This window comes from Corynebacterium ureicelerivorans, from assembly GCF_000747315.1.
Classification (GTDB): Bacteria; Actinomycetota; Actinomycetes; order Mycobacteriales; family Mycobacteriaceae; genus Corynebacterium; species Corynebacterium mucifaciens.
This window is the reverse complement of record NZ_CP009215.1, coordinates 272,880-289,597: the sequence shown is the minus strand read 5'-3', so window position 1 is coordinate 289,597 and position 16,718 is coordinate 272,880. Positions and strand designations below refer to the sequence as shown.

Genomic DNA, 16,718 nt, shown 5'->3' with positions numbered 1-16,718 from the left:
ACGCCACGGCGTGAGCGTTAGCAATAGCATCCAGCTGAGTATCGCGAAGGAGAAATTTTGGGCTTCAGATTTGTCGGCTTCGCTTGGGCGCTGGTCGCCATGGCGCTTGTGTACCCAGTGTTCGCATCGTGGACGACGTACGCCGACGCTGGTCTAGATGAGAAGAGCATGGCTGCGGCCGTGGCCCAAACCGTCGTATTGGTCGCTGCGGGATTGTACGCGGCAGTCAGCGCCCGCTCGGCATCGTTGACCTTCTTCCTGGCCGTCGTTTTCGATTTCACCCTTTGGGTGCTCGCATCCTTCGCTGTTGGCGGCGGGAGTTCACCTACCCGGGCGGCGGCGATTGTGCTGGCCGGCATCGCTGTCTGGTCGGCCCTGGAGATAATGAACCGTAACGCCAAGCGCCGCACGACCTATCTCTCTTAGCACGCGTGTCTGCCACTCCCTTGGCTACCTCTAGATCCCGCCCCGTGCCTCCCACGCGAGCGAGCCACCGCTGGTCAGGGGCGCGCGTTTCCAGCTTCCTCAAGATCACCGAGTTCATCGACAGAATTGGGGTTCCGCTCAACCCGGTCGTGCCCGCACTCATCGTTTCCCCCGCGGAACATGTATGCGGTGTTGCCCCAGGAAACACCACGGACCTCAGCCCCAAGAACTAGGCAGCGAAAAGCCCGGCTCCCCTCCCCTACCCGTGAGGCACGGAAGGGGTGGGAGCCGGGCTCGTCGTTAAGCGCGGGCTTCTAGGCGCTTAGAACTGGTCGAATCCGTACTCGTCCAGTGGCACAGAAGCGCCGGTGAACTCGCCGTAGCCCTCGTCGCCGTAGATCGAATCACCGAACGTCGGGATCGAGTAGGCGGCGGAACGCGCTGCCTCAGTCGGCTTGACCTGGATATTGCGGTAGCGGGAAATACCCGTACCGGCCGGGATCAGCTTACCGATGATCACGTTCTCCTTCAGGCCGATGAGCTTGTCGGAGCGCTTGTTGATCGCGGCGTCCGTGAGCACGCGCGTCGTCTCCTGGAAGGAGGCGGCGGACAGCCAGGACTCGGTCGCGAGCGAAGCCTTGGTGATACCCATGATCTCGGAGCGCATCTCCGCTGGCTCGCCGCCGTCCGCCACTGCCGCGGCGTTCACCTGGCGTGCCTCGGAGAGGTCAACCAGGGTGCCCGGCAGGAACTCGGTGGAACCGGAATCAATGACGGTGCCGCGGCGCAGCATCTGGCGGATGATGATCTCGATGTGCTTGTCGTGGATGGACACACCCTGGGTGCGGTACACGGCCTGCACCTCGTCGATGAGGTGCTTCTCCACACCACGGCGGCCGAGCACCTCGAGCACGTCGTGCGGGTCAGCCGCGCCGCGGAGCAGGCGCTCGCCAACCTCGACGTGGTCGCCCTCGCGCAGGCCGCGCTCGATCATGGCGTCCGGGTTGGACTCCATCGGGCGACGCACCTGGGCCAGGCCCTGACGCTTGGACAGCTTCTCGTAGACCACCACGTCGGAGCCGTCGTCCGGGTGAATGGTCAGGGTCCAGAAGTTGCCCTCGTCCTCCAGCGTGATGGTGCCAGCCACGGAAGCGATCGGGGCGCGGTTCTTCGGCACGCGGGCCTCGAACAGCTCCTGCACACGCGGCAGACCACCGGTGATGTCGCCGCCGACACCACCCTGGTGGAACGTACGCATGGTCAGCTGGGTACCCGGCTCACCAATGGACTGCGCAGCCACGATGCCCACGGCCTCGCCGATGTCGACGAGCTGGCCGGACGCCATGGACTTGCCGTAGCACTTCGCGCACACACCGGTCGGGGTCTGGCAGGTCAGCACGGAGCGGACCTTGACTTCCTCCACGCCGGCGGCCACGAGTGCGTCGATACGCTCCTCGCTCAGCTCGGTGCCGGCCTCGACGATGACGTTGCCATCGGCGTCGGTGACATCGGCTGCAACGACACGGCCGGACACGGAGGTCTCAACCAGGTCGTGGCGCACGAACCGCTGCTCGTCGCCGGAGCCTGCGACGGCGACCGCCACCGGAACCTTGACGCCCTGGCGGGTACCGCAGTCCTCTTCGCGGACGATGACGTCCTGCGCCACGTCCACCAGACGACGGGTGAGGTAGCCGGAGTCCGCGGTACGAAGCGCGGTATCGGCCAGGCCCTTACGGGAGCCGTGGGAGTTGTTGAAGTACTCCATCACGGACAGGCCCTCACGGAAGGAGGTCTTGATCGGGCGGGTGATGTACTCACCGCGCGAGTTCACGACCATGCCCTTCATGCCGGCCAGGGTCCAGATCTGGCGCATGTTACCGGCAGCACCGGACTTCACGATCATCGGGATCGGGTTGTCGTCCGGGTACAGGTCCTCCACGGCCTGACCAACCTTGTTGGTCGCGTCCTGCCACAGCTCGACCAGACGGTCGTAGCGGTTCTCTTCGGTCAGCGCACCCTTCTCCCAGAACTTGCGCTCGATGGCCTCGGCTTCCTTCTCGTACTGCTCGAGGACCTCGGTCTTATTCGGGAGGATGAGCACGTCGGACATCGAGATGGTCACGCCGGAGCGGGTAGCCCAGTAGAAACCGGCATCCTTCATCTTGTCCAGCACCTGGGCGACCGTGATCATCGGGTACTTCTCAACCATGGACTGGATGATGTCGCCGAGCAGCACCTTGCCGGAGCCGCCGCCCTTGCGCACCATCGCGCCTTCCTGGTACGGGAAGTTGAACGGCAGCAGCTCGTTGAACATGATGCGGCCGAGGGTGGTCTCGGTCATCCATGCCTGGCCCTTGGTCCAGCCGTCGGGGAACTGCTCCGCCTCGATCTCCGGGGTCGGACGCAGGTGGTCGATACGCACCTTGATCGGAGCCTGCAGGCCCAGCACGCCCAGGTCGTAGGCCATGATGGCCTCGCGGTAGGACGAGTAGACGCCGCGCTCGGGGCCGTTCTCGTCGGCAGGCGCGTAGGCGCCCTCGCCGCCGATCTCCTGCGGGCCCTTGAGCATGGTCAGGAAGTACAGGCCGGTCACCATGTCCAGGCGCGGCATAGCCAGCGGCTTGCCGGACGCCGGGGACAGAATGTTGTTGGAGGACAGCATCAGCACGCGGGCCTCAGCCTGCGCCTCGGCGGACAGCGGCAGGTGGACTGCCATCTGGTCGCCGTCGAAGTCGGCGTTGAACGCCTCGCAGGCCAGCGGGTGCAGCTGAATGGCCTTACCCTCGACCAGCTTTGGCTCGAAGGCCTGGATGCCCAGGCGGTGCAGCGTCGGTGCGCGGTTGAGCAACACCGGGTGCTCCGAAATCGCCTCTTCGAGCACGTCCCACACCTCGGGGCGCTGGCGCTCCACCATGCGCTTGGCGGACTTGATGTTCTGCGCGTAGTCGTTGTCCACCAGGCGCTTCATCACGAACGGCTTGAACAGCTCGAGCGCCATGCGCTTGGGCAGACCGCACTCGTGCAGCTTCAGCTGCGGGCCGACGATAATCACGGAACGGCCGGAGTAGTCCACGCGCTTACCCAGGAGGTTCTGGCGGAAGCGGCCCTGCTTGCCCTTGAGCAGGTCGGACAGGGACTTCAGCGGGCGGGTGCCCGGGCCGGTGACCGGACGGCCGCGGCGGCCGTTGTCGAACAGGGCGTCGACGGACTCCTGCAGCATGCGCTTCTCGTTGTTCACGATGATCTCGGGAGCGCCCAGGTCGATCATGCGCTTCAAACGGTTGTTGCGGTTGATCACGCGGCGGTACAGGTCGTTCAGGTCAGAGGTGGCGAAGCGGCCACCGTCGAGCTGCACCATCGGGCGCAGCTCCGGCGGGATCACCGGAATCGCGTCCAGGATCATGCCGGCCGGGTCGTTGCCGGAACGCTGGAACGCTGCCACGACGCGCAGACGCTTCAGCGCGCGGACCTTCTTCTGGCCCTTGCCCTCGGCGATGATGCCGCGCAGCTCCTCCGCCTCGGCATCGAGGTCGAAGTTGCGGATCAGGGTCTGGATAGCCTCCGCGCCCATGCCGCCGGTGAAGTAGTCCTCGTAGCGGTCAACGAGCTCCTCGTAGAGGTTCTCGTCGATGATCATCTGCTTCGGAGCGAGCTTCTGGAAGGTGGTCCAGATCTCGTCCAGGCGCTCAACCTCGCGCTCGCCAGCCTCGCGCAGGTGCTGCATCTCCTTGTCGGCAGCGTTCTGCACCTTCTTGCGCGCAGCGGCGGTCGCGCCGGAGGCCTCGAGCTCGGCGAGGTCTTCCTCCAGCTTCTGGGCGCGGTCGGCGATCTCGGAGTTGGTGTCGTCCTCGACCTCCTTCTTCTCCATCAACATCTCCGCCTCGAGGGTGGACATGTCGTTGTGGCGCGCCTCGTCGTCGACGGACGTGATGATGTTCGCCGCGAAATAAATGATGCGCTCGAGGTCCTTCGGCGCCAGGTCCAGCAGGTAGCCCAGGCGGGAGGGAACGCCCTTGAAGTACCAGATGTGGGTCACCGGAGCGGCGAGCTCGATGTGGCCCATGCGCTCGCGGCGCACCTTGGACTTGGTCACCTCGACGCCGCAGCGCTCGCAAATGATGCCCTTGTAGCGCACGCGCTTGTACTTGCCGCAGGCGCACTCCCAGTCACGGGTCGGGCCGAAGATGCGCTCACAGAACAGGCCGTCTTTCTCCGGCTTGAGCGTGCGGTAGTTAATGGTCTCAGGCTTCTTCACCTCGCCGTGTGACCAACGGCGGATGTCGTCGGCGGTGGCCAGGCCGATGCGAAGCTCGTCGAAGAGGTTTACGTCAAACACGTAAAAATTCCTTTTCTTCTAGGTATGTGCTGTTCGTTCGTCGTGCCGTCGTAAAGCAAGTGCTTGACGACGGCTACCTGGCGCTTAGGCGGTATCCGCCGCTGCACCCTCGTCACGGGAAAGGTTGATGCCAAGCGAGGAGCCCGCCTGGTCGAACTCGTCGTCGTCGCCGTCGAGCTCCATCGGCGTGCCGTCGGTGGAGAGCACCTCCACGTTCAGGCACAGGGACTGCAGCTCCTTGAGCAACACCTTGAAGGACTCCGGGATGCCCGGATCCGGGATGTTGTCGCCCTTGACAATCGCCTCGTAGACCTTCACGCGGCCCACCACGTCATCGGACTTGATGGTCAAAAGCTCCTGCAGGGTGTAGGCGGCGCCGTACGCCTGCATTGCCCACACCTCCATCTCGCCGAAGCGCTGGCCACCGAACTGGGCCTTACCGCCCAGCGGCTGCTGCGTAATCATGGAGTACGGGCCGGTGGAGCGGGCGTGAATCTTCTCGTCCACCAAGTGGTGCAGCTTGAGCATGTACATGTAGCCGACGGAGATCGGGTACTTGTACGGCTCGCCGGAGCGGCCGTCGAACAACGTGGTCTTGCCGTTCTCGTCCACCATGACGTCGCCGTCGCGGTTCGGCTTGGAGTTTGCCAAAAGGCCGGCAATCTCGTCGTTGGTCGCACCGTCGAACACCGGGGTTGCGGTAAGCGAGTCGGCGGGCACGTCGTAGAGGTGCTCCGGCAGCGTCTCCAGCAGCTTGGCGTTCTTCGGGTCGTCCGGGTTGACCGTCCAGCCAGCCTTGGCCAGCCAGCCGAGGTGGATCTCCAGCACCTGGCCGATGTTCATACGACGCGGCACACCGTGGGTGTTCAGGATGATGTCCACCGGGGTGCCGTCAGCCATGAACGGCATGTCCTCCTGCGGCAGGATCTTGCCCACGACACCCTTGTTGCCGTGGCGGCCGGCCATCTTGTCGCCGTCCTGGATCTTGCGCTTCTGGGCGACGTAGACGCGGATCATCTCGTTGACGCCCGGCGACAGATCGTCGTCGTCCTCGCGGGAGAAGCGGCGCACGGCAATGACCTTGCCCTGCTCGCCGTGCGGCACCTTCAGGGAGGTGTCGCGGACCTCGCGGGCCTTCTCGCCGAAGATGGCGCGCAGCAGGCGCTCCTCCGGGGTCAGCTCGGTCTCGCCCTTCGGGGTGACCTTGCCCACCAGGATGTCGCCGTCGCGCACGTCCGCGCCGATGCGGATGATGCCGCGCTCGTCGAGGTCCTTCAGCACGTCCTCGGAGACGTTCGGGATCTCGCGGGTGATCTCCTCGGCGCCCAGCTTGGTGTCGCGGGCGTCGATCTCGTGCTCCTCAATGTGCACGGAGGTGAGGATGTCCTCCTCCACCACCCGCTGGTTGAGGATGATGGCGTCCTCGTAGTTGTGGCCTTCCCACGGCATGAACGCAACCAGGAGGTTGCGGCCGAGGGCCATCTCGCCGTCCTTGGTGCCCGGACCGTCGGCGATGACTTGGCCAGCCTCGACGCGCTCGCCAGCAGAGACGATCGGGGTCTGGTTGTAGCAGGTGCCCTGGTTGGTGCGCTCGAAGGTGCGCAGCATGTAGGTGTCACGCCCGCCTTCGTCGTCCATGACGGTGATGAAGTCGCCGGTGACGTTCTCGATCACGCCGGCCTTCTTGGAAATCACGGTGTCGCCCGCGTCGTACGCGGCGCGCTGTTCCATGCCGGTGGCCACGTAGGCGGCCTCGGAGCGCAGCAGCGGCACAGCCTGCTTCTGCATGTTCGCGCCCATGAGGGCACGGTTCGCGTCGTCGTGCTCCAGGAACGGAATCATCGCGGTAGCGACGGAGACCATCTGGCGCGGGGAGATATCCAGGTAGTCCACGCCCTGCGGGCCGACGACGCCGATGTCGCCGTCCTTGAGGCGGACCTCGATGCGTTCACCGGTGAGGTTGCCGTCCTTGTCCATCGGGGTGGCCGCCTGCGCGATGGCGTAGCGATCCTCCTCGTCGGCGGTGAGGTAGTCGATCTGGTCGGTCAGCTTGCCGTCGTCGACCTTCTGGTACGGCGTCTCAATGAAGCCGAACGGGTTAACGCGGGCGTAGGACGCCAGCGCGCCGATCAGGCCGATGTTCGGGCCTTCCGGGGTCTCAATCGGGCACATGCGGCCGTAGTGGGACGGGTGCACGTCGCGCACCTCGATGCCGGCGCGCTCACGCGACAGGCCGCCCGGGCCCAGCGCAGACAGGCGACGCTTGTGGGTCAGGCCGGACAGGGAGTTGTTCTGGTCCATGAACTGCGACAGCTGGGAGGTGCCGAAGAACTCGCGGATCGCAGCGGAGACCGGACGCACGTTGATCAGGGACGTCGGGGTGATGGACTCCGCGTCCTGGGTGGTCATGCGCTCGCGCACGACACGCTCCATGCGGGACAGGCCCACGCGGACCTGGTTCTGGATCAGCTCGCCGACGGTGCGCAGGCGGCGGTTACCAAAGTGGTCGATGTCGTCGGTGTTGATCGGGATGATCTCGCCCTCAGGCGACGTCATCTCCGTCTCGCCGGCGTGCAGACGCACGAGGTACTCGAGCGTGGTGGCGATGTCCTCTTCGGTCAGCGTCATCAGACCGTCGTGGTCTCCGCCGAGACCGAGCTTGCGGTTGACCTTGTAGCGGCCCACGCGGGCGAGGTCGTAGCGCTTAGCCTTGAAGAACGAGTTCTCTAGCAGGGACTGCGCGAGGTCGCGCGTCGGCTGCTCGCCGGGGCGTTGCTTGCGGTAGATCTCCAGCAGCGCCTCGTCGGTGTTGGACACGCCGTCGTTTTCCAGGGTGGACATCATGATCTCGGAGAAGCCGAAGCGCTCCGTGATCTGCTCGGTGGTCCAGCCGAGCGCCTTTAGCAGCACGGTGACCGGCTGGCGGCGCTTCCGGTCGATGCGCACGCCGACGGTGTCGCGCTTGTCCACGTCGAACTCCAGCCACGCGCCGCGCGACGGGATGACCTTCACAGAGTGCAGCGGGCGCTCCGTGGACTTGTCGATGGTCTCGTCGAAGTAGACGCCTGGGGACCGCACGAGCTGGGAGACGACGACACGCTCGGTGCCGTTGACAATGAAGGTGCCCTTGTCCGTCATCAGCGGGAAGTCGCCGATGAACACGGTCTGGGACTTGATCTCCTGCGTGTCGTTGTTAATGAACTCCGCGGTCACGTACAGCGGCGCAGAGTAGTTGATGTCCTTGTCTTTGCACTCGTCGATCGTGTACTTCACGTCTTCGAAGCGCGGCTCGGACAACGTCAGGCTCATGTTGCCGGAGTAGTCCTCGATGGGAGAGATCTCGTCGAGGATGTCTTCCAGGCCGGACGTGATGCGTGCGTCGCCACCGCGGTTGGCCTGCTCGCGCTCGCGCCACTCCGGCGTGCCGACGAGCCACGCGAAGGATTCGAGCTGCACATCCAAAAGCCCCGGGACGGTGATCGGCTCATTGATCTTCGCGAACGAGTAACGTTCGGGAGCCCCGGGGATATCAGCCATGTTCATGGTCTGGTCTGAGACTGCCAAGTTGGGTCCTTCCAGCACCTCTGGCGGAGGCCTGCCTTCCCGCGTCTGGCTTCGCGGTCCGGCGGCGTTTCCGCAGGATAAGTTAGCATTCGGTCTGCTTCGGAAGTCCCGCCCCCAGAGACGACAAAATCACCTTGTCAAATCGGGTTTTTTGTTCCCGTTGCACAAGGCTTGCCTGGCGTACTGGAGACGGCTTCCAGCGCAAAGAACAACCATAGAGTAATCTCCCCCGTTTGTAAAGGCCCCCGCCATCACTTCCGCCGGTCTGCCCGATGCCGTCTGGGCCACTCGTGCGGTTGCTGCCGGAAGCCTACCACCCGGCACGCGCGCGCGGTCAATCGCGACGCGCCGCACGCCCCGGCCGCAGCGCACCCGCCAGGCCCGCAAGGCTCAGCGCTGCACCAATCCAGGCCAGCACGCGCCACAGCCCGCGGTCCGCCGCCGCGGTCTGCGCGTCGGCCACCTTGCGCACAAGCTTCTCGACGTCCTCACGGTCCATCGCCGCGTCGTACGTCACCACGTTTCGGATACCGCGGCCCTCCGCGTCGGCGTAGTAGTCGTCCACCTTCTCGTCGATGCCCACGACCACCCCGGTCTCCTGGTCCACCAGAATCTCGCGGTCCGCAGCGTGGTGCAGGAAGGTGCGCATCGGCTCACCGTCATCGCCCTCAAGGGTCAGGGTGTTGCGCGGGTCCGCGTACCGCATGGCGAGGTTCACCGGCGCAATGTGTTGGGAGTAGCGGTACACCGCGCGCCCGGCGATGTCCTCCTCGCCCGCAAACTCCGCCGGCGCGGTGCCGCGCAGTGCCGGGTCGAACACCTCAACGGCGCCCTGTGGCGCGGGGGCGGGAAAGGTCAGCCACGCGCCGCCGATAGGCACCTGCGTTGGGGGCATGCCCATCACCAATTGCACCTCCGCCGGCGCGGTCGCGGCACCGGAGACGCGGTCGAGCGCGTACGACCACGTCGACGCCGCGAGCAGGTCGTTGAAATCGGAGCCAGACTCCCCCGCCCGCAGCGTGTCGCCGACCCGCACGCTCGCCGTGTCGGCGTCGGAGGGCTCCTGGATCTCCATATGCAGCTGGCGCGTCACCGGCGCGGGTCGGCCGTCACGCGTGCCCTCCGGGTCCGTCAGAGTCCACGTGGCCTCCCCCAGCGCCAGCGGCAGGCGGCTGCCGGAAAGCAGGACGCTCGGCGCCAACAGCCCCGCCACCACCAGCGCAGCACCGAGGCCGGCGAGCACAGCAGCGAGAATGCGAGACTTGGGCAGCATGGTGCGCTACTTTACCGCACCCCAGATACGCGAAACCCCCTCCGGTCGCGGTTGCGACCGAAGGGGGTTGTCGTCGTTAAGCAACGAGTGCTTACTTGAGGGTGACGGAAGCGCCAGCCTCTTCCAGCTTGGCCTTCGCAGCCTCGGCGTCGTCCTTGTTGGCGCCCTCGAGGATGGCCTTCGGTGCACCCTCGACCATTTCCTTGGCGTCCTTCAGGCCCAGGCCCGGAACCAGCTCGCGCACGACCTTGATCACGCCGATCTTCTTGTCGCCAGCGGACTCGAGCACGACGTCGAACTCGTCCTTCTCCTCAGCGGCAGCCTCGCCGCCGGCGGCCGGAGCGCCTGCAGCTGCAACAGCAACCGGAGCGGCTGCGGTCACGTCGAAGACCTCCTCGAACTCCTTCAGGAACTCGGAGAGCTCGATGAGGGTCATTTCCTTGAACTGCTCAATGAGCTCGTCCTTGGTGAGCTTAGCCATTGTGGCTTCCTTTCTGTTGGTGGGCGTCTACAGCCCGGGTGTAAACGTGTGTTTATGCGGCTTCCTGCTTGTCCTGCAGCGCAGCGACAAGGCGGGCCGTCTTGGACGCCGGAGCCTGGAACAGGCCGGCAGCCTTTGCCAAGGAACCCTGGAACGCACCAGCGATCTTTGCAAGGGTGGTCTCGCGGTTGTCCATTTCGGCCAGCGCGTCGATCTGGGAAGCGTCCAGGACGTTGCCGTCCATGTAGCCGCCCTTGATCACGAACGCGTCGTGGTCCTTGTTGAACTTCTTCATCACCTTCGCAGCGTCGACAGCCGCATCGCCCTTGATGAAGGCGACGGCGGTCGGGCCGGTGAGAAGATCATCGAGACCCTCGATGCCCTGCTCGTTAGCAGCGATCTTGATGAGGGTGTTCTTGGCGACGTGGTACTCGACATCGAAGCCCATATCGCCGCGCAGCTGCTGCAGCTGGCCGACGGTCAGGCCACGGTACTCGGTGAGCACGATGGAGTCCGCCTCAGCGAACTTGTTCTTCAGCTCCGCGAGCTCAGCCGTATTCTTCGGGTTTGCCATGACACACGCCTCCTTCCGATAACTTCATGTCCTTCAATCCGCCCGGAGCACTTTGCTTCTCGACGTCAGCTTCGCCTGTCGCCGTAGCAGCAAAAATGCCCCGTGCAGAAGCACGAGGCATACATGATGGTGTGCCACGTTTCTCCTGCGTGGGCCGATCCCTGGAGGGGGATACCTTCGACTCCCTTGCGGGAGTGACCGACGGTCTACGGTGAAACTTGAGCTCGGCCGTTGTAGGCCGTTCAAACTTCGGTTGAGGATACTAGCTCGTGGGCTGGCGTTACACCAAATCGCTTGGTTCTGTGGATAACGCGGTGGCGGCGGGGCGGGTTGTCCACAGGTTTGGGTTGAGGGGGTTGTGCCGCGGCGTTTGCTGAATAGCGTGGCTGGCATGAACCCGTTCGAGGCATACATCGAGGCGCTAACCACCACGTCCATAGAGACGCTGCGGCACTTCAGCCTCGATACTGCCCTTACCGCCGGCATGGCGCCACACCGCGCACGCGCATGGGCGGGCATGCACAGCGTCTACTTCGGGGCGACGAAATTCACCCGCAAACAAGCACTTGCGGCGCAGCAAGCCCGCGGGTTCTCGCTCGACGAACTCGCCCTGATCGAACGACGCATCAACGGCGTGAGCGACGCCGGCGAGCGGTGGCGGCTGCGCCTGGCACTGCTGGGCGTCACCGGCGGCTACCGCGCGATCGAACACGCCGCCCGGGAGCTAGTGCCAGCAGCCACGACACCAACCAAGAAGCAGGTTGCCTTCTCCGCCCCGAAAAACGGGCGAGCACGCATCACCATCGACACCACTGACCGCAACGCCGCCGACCTAGAACACCGCCTCACACAAGAGGTAGACCCCACCAAACCCGCAGCCGAGCAGATGGAGGCCGCGTTCTGGAACATCGTGCGCGGTGACACCGGCGGCGTCGCCGCTGCCGCACCCCGGCCGATCGTGATGGTGCCCATCGACGCACACGCGCGCATTGTGGCCGGTAACGGCGACGACGTGATACTCACCCTCACCGACGGCACCACCATGACCGGTGCCGAATACCTCGCCGCCGAATTCGGCGACGTATTCAAGGTCGCCGCCTTCCACCCAGAAACCGGGGCGGTGAACCTATACCGGGCAGACCGCTTCGCCAACCAGAAACAACGCGACCTCGCCTCCATGGTGTCCCCGGTGTGCGCATTCCCGGGCTGCCGCCACGGCGCCTACCGCTGCCAGATGCACCACGTGCACCCCTGGAAACACGGCGGGGCGACCAACATGGACAACCTCGCACCGCTATGCCGCTACCACAACCGCGTCAACGACGACGACGACCCACGCACAACCACACGCGGCCGCATCGAAATGATCAGGGGCGCACCCTGGTGGGTATCCCCACACGGGCACCGCGTGAAGAACACGAACCGCGGCGCCCTCGACCAACTCTTCGGCAACGCAAAACGCCCCAGCCAGAACGGCTGAGGCGTGAGGCGGGGATGAACTATGCCTTGGTGGCGTAGTTCTTCTCCACGGAGGTGTCCACCGGCACACCCGGGCCCTGGGTGGCGGAGACGGTGATCTTCTTCAGGTAGATGCCCTTGGCGGACGCCGGCTTCAGGCGGATGACCTCATCCAGGAGCGCGCCGTAGTTCTCGGCGAGCTGCTCCGGGGTGAAGGACGCCTTGCCGATGATGGCGTGCAGGTTGGACGCCTTGTCCACGCGGAAGGCGATCTTGCCACCCTTGGAGTCCTGGACAGCCTTGGCGACGTCCGGGGTGACGGTGCCGGTCTTCGGGTTCGGCATCAGACCACGCGGGCCGAGCACGCGGGCGACGCGGCCGACCTTGGCCATCTGGTCCGGCGTAGCGATAGCCACGTCGAAGTTGATCTGGCCGGCGTTGATCTGCTCGATCAGCTCGTCGGTGCCGACGATGTCGGCGCCTGCCTCCTGTGCCCGGGTGGCGTTCTCGCCCTCGGCGAAGACGGCGACGCGGACGGTCTTACCGGTGCCGTGCGGCAAGTTGACGGTGCCGCGGACCAGCTGGTCAGCCTTGCGCGGGTCGACGGACAGGCGCATCGCAACGTCGATGGTGGCGTCGTACTTGTCGGAGGAAGTCTCCTTCGCCAGGGTGACGGCGTCGAGCGGGTGGTACACGCTGTCGCGGTCCACCTTGGCCAGCTGCTCGATGTAGCGCTTGGACTTCTTAGCCATGTTGGGTTCCTTTCCGGAGTTGTGGTGAGCGGGCCTGGCTTGCGGCCCTGCCACGTGAAGCGTCGATACGCTTCGGTTTACTTCTCAACCTCGATGCCCATGGAGCGGGCGGTGCCGGCGATGATCGCGGCGCCTGCCTCGATGTCGCGGGCGTTGAGGTCGTTCTTCTTGGTCTCGGCGATCTCCTTGCACTGATCCCAGGTGACCTTGCCGACCTTGTCAGTGTGCGGGACGCCGGAGCCCTTCTGCAGGCCTGCGGCCTTGAGCAGTAGCGACGCCGCCGGCGGGGACTTCAGCACGAAGTCGAAGGAGCGGTCCTCGTAGACCGTGATCTCCACCGGGACGATGTTGCCGCGCATGGACTCGGTTGCGGCGTTGTACGCCTTGGTGAACTCGACGATGTTCACGCCGTGCGCACCAAGTGCCGGACCCACCGGCGGAGCCGGGTTTGCCATGCCAGCCTCGATCTGCAGCTTGATCAGGCCAGTGACCTTCTTCTTAGCCATCGAATTACCTCCTAGTTACAGCACCTGCGACCACGATGAGCTGCCGCGGGGCTTCCGGATGCCGGGGTTGAATCCAGCCACCGGGGATGTGAAGAAACGAAAACGTCGCGCGTGCGGGCACGCGCGACGAGACAGAATACGCCGGAACGACGTCGAGAAGCAAAACGCTGCTACATGATCCGCTCGATCTGGTCTGCGGTGAGCTCGACCGGGGTTTCGCGGCCGAAGATCGACACCAGCGCCTCGATCTTGCCCGTCTCCGGGTCGATCGCGTTGATGGTCGCGGACACGGACGCGAGCGCGCCGGAGAGGATGGTCACGGCCTCGCCGACCTCGTAGTCGTGCGCGACCTTCTTCGGCGCTTCGTCCTCCGGCATGGCCACCACGGTCTCGCCCTCGGCGTTAACCTCCGGCTTCGCGCCGGTTGCGGCGGACTTGGGCAGCAGGAACTTTGCGACGTCACGGTGCTTGACCGGCGTGGCATTACCTTCGTTGCCCACGAACGAGGTCACGCCCGGGGTCTCGCGGACCACGGACCACGCGGCGTCGTTCATGTCCATGCGCACGAGCACGTAGCCCGGCAGAAGCTTGCGCTTGACCAGCTTCTTCTTGCCGTCCTTGTTCTCGATGGCCTGCTCGATGGGCACGACCACCTCGTAGATCGAGTCCTCGACCTCGAGGGTCTGGGCGCGCATCTCAAGGTTGGTCTTCACCTTGTTCTCGTAGCCCGAGTAGGACTGGATGATGTACCACTCGCCCGGCTGCTTCTTCAGCTCGCGGGTGTACTCGCGCAAGCGGCGCTTGTACTCGCTGTCGTCGGCTTCGGACTCCGCGTCAGCCTCCGCGGATTCTGCTGCGGCGAGGTCGGTTTCTTGGATCGGCTCCTCGACGACGTCCTCGTCGTCAGCCTTGTCGGCGTCGCCTTCGAGCTCCTCGGCCGCCGCTTCCGCGCTGTCGGTGTCGACGGCGGCCTGAGCGATGTCCTCGACTTCAGCGTCGGTAAGGCTCGTACTGTCGCCCTCCTCGTCGGAGGAGTCACCTTCCTCGGTGCCGGCCGGGTCGTCGTCTCCGCCGTTGTACGCGGGATCGGTAGAAGGCTGCACGGGCGCGCCCTCCTCGATCATTTCCTGCTCGTTCATCTCCAGAGCACCGTTGACGTCTTTGTTCGCCTCAGCCATGGTTCATCTCCTTAGTGGTTCAAACGTGTGCGCCCCAGGGTACCGGGGCAAAAATTATCCCGCCTTCCTCGGCGACCGAGGTGGCGGGAAACGTTGTGGCTTCAGATTGTACCTAGCGGATGAAAATCCAGCGAATCACCCACGAGGACAGCGCATCCACGCCCCACACGAAGACGGTGAGCACGAGCAGGAACGCGAACACGATGAGGGTGTAGTTCAACATCTGCCTACCAGTCGGCCAGATGACCTTCTTCATCTCGGAGACGACTTCGCCCGGGAACGTGGCGACGCTGGAGCCGCTCTTATCCTCCGCGTTCGCGTCTGCGACGGGCGGGCGCTTTGCGTCTTGCCCCTCGGTGGAAACAGGAGAAGCCCCGCGCAGCTGACGCTTACCGGTCGGCTGTGCGGGGTTTTGACCGCTGGGGTTAGTCACTCAAACTCCTCCAGGTTGTTTTGGCAGGGGCGACAGGACTCGAACCTGCAACCTACGGTTTTGGAGACCGTTGCGCTACCAATTGCGCCACGCCCCTAGGGCACTTGGACAGTGCGCCTAACCCTACCACGGAGGCCTCCCGGCTCCCGCGTGAGGTGAGTAGCGATGGAGAGAATTGAACTCTCGACACAGCGATTATGAGTCGCTTGCTCTACCACTGAGCTACACCGCCATGTGCTCGCCTGCGCTCTCCCGTGTGGGACAGCCCCAGCAAACAACAGAGCCCCCTGACAGAATCGAACTGTCGACCTTTTCCTTACCATGGAAACGCTCTGCCGACTGAGCTAAGGGGGCACAGCCTCTATGTTGTGGATCCGCGCTTTCGCGCTGACCCGCTCCGTTGAAGCCTTGGAAAGATTAACCCGATGATGTTTTTAAACACAAATCGCCTGGCTAATACGGTTTTTTGCGAGTTCCAAGACCACATTCCCTCCGCACGACAAAACCCCGCCGGTGAAACCGACGGGGTTTTGTGTTTGTGCCAGGTAGAAGATTCGAACTTCTGAAGGCAATGCCGGCGGATTTACAGTCCGCTCCCTTTGGCCGCTCGGGCAACCTGGCAAGCACGTTCAAAGTGCGGGATTTACTCTACAACACCGCACCGTAATTCAAGCAAATCCGCTGGTTATCCCACGCGTTCGACGGTCAGGCGCGTCATGGTGCGAAGCGCCTCGCGCGCCGCCCCGGCCGGCAGCGCGTCAAGCTCGCGTTCCACGTCCTCGACGTAGCCGCGCACCGTCTCCAAGGCTCGCTCCCGCCCGCGGGTTTGCCCCAGCAGCTCCAGCGCCCGCTGCACGTCCCCGTCGTCCGTCAGGGGGCCCGTGAGGAGCCCACGCAGCTCTTCGCCTGCGGGGGAATCTTCCTCCAGCGCGTAGAGCACCGGCAGGGTAAACACACCCTCGCGTAGGTCGGTGCCCGGGGTCTTTCCCGACTGCTCCGGGTCGGAGAAAATGTCGATGATGTCGTCGACGATCTGGAAGACCATGCCGACGCCGTCGCCGATGCGGGCACAGCGCTGCACGGTCTCCTCGTCGGCGCCCGCATGCCGCGCGCCCAGGTACGCGGCGGAGGAGATGAGCACGCCCGTCTTCCCCTCGATGACCTTCAGGTAGTGCTCCACCACGTCCCCGCCGCCAGCGCCCCGCGCCCCGACGGTCTCGCGCATCTGGCCGGTGACCAGCTGGGCGAACGTGTCGGCGAAGTGGGCGACGGTGTCCAGGTCCATCAGCGCCATCTGCCGCGACGCGTGGGCGAAGAGGATGTCGCCGGCGAGGATAGCCACGGTATTGTCCCAGCGCGCGTTGGCGGACTCGACGCCGCGGCGGCGCTCCGCCTCGTCCATCACGTCGTCGTGGTACAGGGTGGCCAGGTGCACCATCTCCGTCACCGCCGCGCCGCGGATGACGTTCTCGGCATCAGGGTGGGGGCCGAATTCGCTGCACAGCAGCGCCATCATCGGGCGAAACCGCTTGCCCCCGGCCTTGGCCAGGTGGGTGACTTTGTCGGTGAGGAAGCTCTCCCCGCGGTTGAGCTCCGCTATCAAGAGCTCCTCCACCGCTTCGAGCCCGGTGTTGAGCCGGGTGTTGAGCGCGTCGTCGCCCAGGTCCAGGTTGAATCCGTGGCGCGGTGACGGAGTGGTGCCGTACGTCATAGATAACGTCCTTGCAGGTTGGATGG

The 16,718-nt window shown here is 64.8% G+C and carries 12 protein-coding genes and 4 tRNA genes; 2 read left to right on the top strand and 14 right to left on the bottom strand.

The window, feature by feature from the left end; genetic code table 11:
* Positions 1 to 57: 57 nt before the first annotated feature.
* Complete coding sequence (locus CUREI_RS01460) at positions 58 to 426, top strand: hypothetical protein (protein WP_038609592.1); 369 nt, start codon at positions 58 to 60, stop codon at positions 424 to 426.
* A gap of 322 nt (positions 427 to 748) precedes the next feature.
* Here the strand turns inward: CUREI_RS01460 and CUREI_RS01455 are convergent, their stop codons facing one another.
* The 5 genes from CUREI_RS01455 to rplJ all read right to left on the bottom strand — a co-directional run bounded on the left by CUREI_RS01455 (position 749) and on the right by rplJ (position 10,654).
* The gene (locus tag CUREI_RS01455; protein WP_038609589.1) at positions 749 to 4,762 is read right to left on the bottom strand and encodes a DNA-directed RNA polymerase subunit beta'; all 4,014 of its coding nucleotides are present in this window, start codon (positions 4,760 to 4,762) and stop codon (positions 749 to 751) included.
* 84 nt (positions 4,763 to 4,846) lie between these two features.
* On the bottom strand, positions 4,847 to 8,344 hold the full coding sequence (gene rpoB / locus CUREI_RS01450; protein WP_038609586.1) for a DNA-directed RNA polymerase subunit beta: 3,498 nt from the start codon (positions 8,342 to 8,344) through the stop codon (positions 4,847 to 4,849).
* A gap of 316 nt (positions 8,345 to 8,660) precedes the next feature.
* A complete protein-coding gene (locus CUREI_RS01445) occupies positions 8,661 to 9,599 on the bottom strand; it encodes a DUF3068 domain-containing protein (protein WP_038609583.1) in 939 nt (312 codons plus the stop codon).
* 91 nt (positions 9,600 to 9,690) lie between these two features.
* Entirely contained in the window at positions 9,691 to 10,080 is a 390-nt protein-coding gene (rplL, locus tag CUREI_RS01440; protein WP_038609580.1) for a 50S ribosomal protein L7/L12, read from the bottom strand.
* Between the two features lie 52 nt (positions 10,081 to 10,132).
* Complete coding sequence (rplJ, locus tag CUREI_RS01435) at positions 10,133 to 10,654, bottom strand: 50S ribosomal protein L10 (RefSeq protein WP_038609577.1); 522 nt, start codon at positions 10,652 to 10,654, stop codon at positions 10,133 to 10,135.
* 391 nt (positions 10,655 to 11,045) lie between these two features.
* Here rplJ and CUREI_RS01430 point away from each other — a divergent pair, with 391 nt between their 5' ends.
* On the top strand, positions 11,046 to 12,134 hold the full coding sequence (locus CUREI_RS01430; RefSeq protein ID WP_144242384.1) for an HNH endonuclease signature motif containing protein: 1,089 nt from the start codon (positions 11,046 to 11,048) through the stop codon (positions 12,132 to 12,134).
* A gap of 19 nt (positions 12,135 to 12,153) precedes the next feature.
* Here the strand turns inward: CUREI_RS01430 and rplA are convergent, their stop codons facing one another.
* The 9 genes from rplA to CUREI_RS01385 all read right to left on the bottom strand — a co-directional run bounded on the left by rplA (position 12,154) and on the right by CUREI_RS01385 (position 16,692).
* A complete protein-coding gene (rplA, locus tag CUREI_RS01425) occupies positions 12,154 to 12,864 on the bottom strand; it encodes a 50S ribosomal protein L1 (RefSeq protein WP_038609574.1) in 711 nt (236 codons plus the stop codon).
* Positions 12,865 to 12,941: 77 nt separating this feature from the next.
* Entirely contained in the window at positions 12,942 to 13,370 is a 429-nt protein-coding gene (gene rplK, locus CUREI_RS01420; RefSeq protein WP_038609572.1) for a 50S ribosomal protein L11, read from the bottom strand.
* Between the two features lie 170 nt (positions 13,371 to 13,540).
* Entirely contained in the window at positions 13,541 to 14,548 is a 1,008-nt protein-coding gene (nusG, locus tag CUREI_RS01415) for a transcription termination/antitermination protein NusG (RefSeq protein ID WP_038609569.1), read from the bottom strand.
* Positions 14,549 to 14,660: 112 nt separating this feature from the next.
* Positions 14,661 to 14,981: a preprotein translocase subunit SecE gene (gene secE / locus CUREI_RS01410; protein WP_038609567.1), complete on the bottom strand. Its 321-nt coding sequence runs from the start codon at positions 14,979 to 14,981 to the stop codon at positions 14,661 to 14,663.
* Positions 14,982 to 15,002: 21 nt separating this feature from the next.
* Positions 15,003 to 15,078: transfer RNA gene (locus tag CUREI_RS01405), tRNA-Trp, on the bottom strand.
* Positions 15,079 to 15,141: 63 nt separating this feature from the next.
* Positions 15,142 to 15,213 (bottom strand) — tRNA-Met (locus tag CUREI_RS01400).
* A 49-nt stretch (positions 15,214 to 15,262) separates the two neighbouring features.
* Positions 15,263 to 15,335 (bottom strand) — tRNA-Thr (locus tag CUREI_RS01395).
* Positions 15,336 to 15,520: 185 nt separating this feature from the next.
* Positions 15,521 to 15,602 (bottom strand) — tRNA-Tyr (locus tag CUREI_RS01390).
* 64 nt (positions 15,603 to 15,666) lie between these two features.
* Positions 15,667 to 16,692 carry a polyprenyl synthetase family protein gene (locus tag CUREI_RS01385; RefSeq protein WP_038609565.1) on the bottom strand — a complete coding sequence of 342 codons (1,026 nt, stop codon included), beginning with the start codon at positions 16,690 to 16,692 and terminating at the stop codon, positions 15,667 to 15,669.
* Positions 16,693 to 16,718: the final 26 nt, after the last annotated feature.